Below are 1,075 nucleotides of genomic sequence, written 5' to 3'. Positions count from 1 at the left end.
ATTGACAGTGAAAGTTGGTTATCGCTAGCGAGTAGTTTTGGAAAAGACTACCAAGGTGCAGTAGGCTCGTTGGAAGAGTTAGCGTTATTTGCAGCGCATACCGGTAAGCGTTGGATTGCCAGTAAAAACGAATTACGACGAAATATGCATTAATTTATTGCTCTTTTTCTTGCTTTATAAGCTATTAGCGAAAGCTAAAATATTTACCTGTCTAAAACACTATAAAACCTATTTTATACTCAGAAATTTCTCTTCAACTTTAACCTGTTGACGAGAATCTACAGTTTTTTGACCATATTTCACTCAACTGTGTGCATCATTAACTCATTATTTAATTGTAAAAGTTTTTGGCTGTTTAACATTGTTTTCAGACTGCCCCTCAGCCCCTGCTTTTGTGAATAGATCATATGTTGGGCTCTCCATATGCCTGATACTCTGAAAAAAGTCGCACCAATGTGCGTTGGTTTTTAATATTTAACTTTCGATGGATATGTTTTAAGTGCGTCCTTACGGTATTGATGCTGATGGATAATTCGTCTGCCACATCTTGATAATGCATACCTTTGGCAATCGCTTTGGTAACATCCATCTCTCTGACTGTCAGGGTGTTAATCTGGTGAATCTGAGAAGGGAGAAATTCCTGCCCATGTTGTTTACTCAGACTGATTGATAAAAAGCGACTAACTTTACGGTAGTAATCCTCTTCATTAAAATATTGAGATACAATCATAAACTCATTGACCCTGTGTTCAAAACCCAACTGTACATCAGTATCAGATAGTTTTAGAAAACGCACGAGCTCCTTGTAGATAGTCGAAGGGTCAAACGTACCTAACAATGTTGTTGTATATTGTTCAGCAAATTCATTATGGTGGACCAATAGGAGGGCGTCATCAAAAAACAGCGTACCTGTCTTATGTGCATTGAGGCATTTATCGGCATAATACTAGTGGACAGCCATAAACTTTGATTAATAGTCATTATCAATCTATCTTTTGATCATGTAGTTTTACATGCTCGGAGGTAGTTGTTATGACACAGTCTCGCCAATCACAAGTCTCGTTATCGGATACCC

1 protein-coding gene is annotated in these 1,075 nt (G+C 37.8%); it reads right to left on the bottom strand.

From position 1 onward, the window contains the following. Nucleotides 1-403: 403 nt before the first annotated feature. A complete protein-coding gene (locus tag MT391_RS20650; RefSeq protein ID WP_499499971.1) occupies nucleotides 404-796 on the bottom strand; it encodes a helix-turn-helix transcriptional regulator in 393 nt (130 codons plus the stop codon). Nucleotides 797-1,075 lie beyond the last annotated feature (279 nt).

This window comes from Vibrio sp. 1-Bac 57, from assembly GCF_037546855.1.
In the GTDB taxonomy this organism is placed as follows: domain Bacteria; phylum Pseudomonadota; class Gammaproteobacteria; order Enterobacterales; family Psychromonadaceae; genus Psychromonas.
Note: the sequence above shows the minus strand (reverse complement) of the source record. Positions and strands in the feature narration are given on the sequence as shown.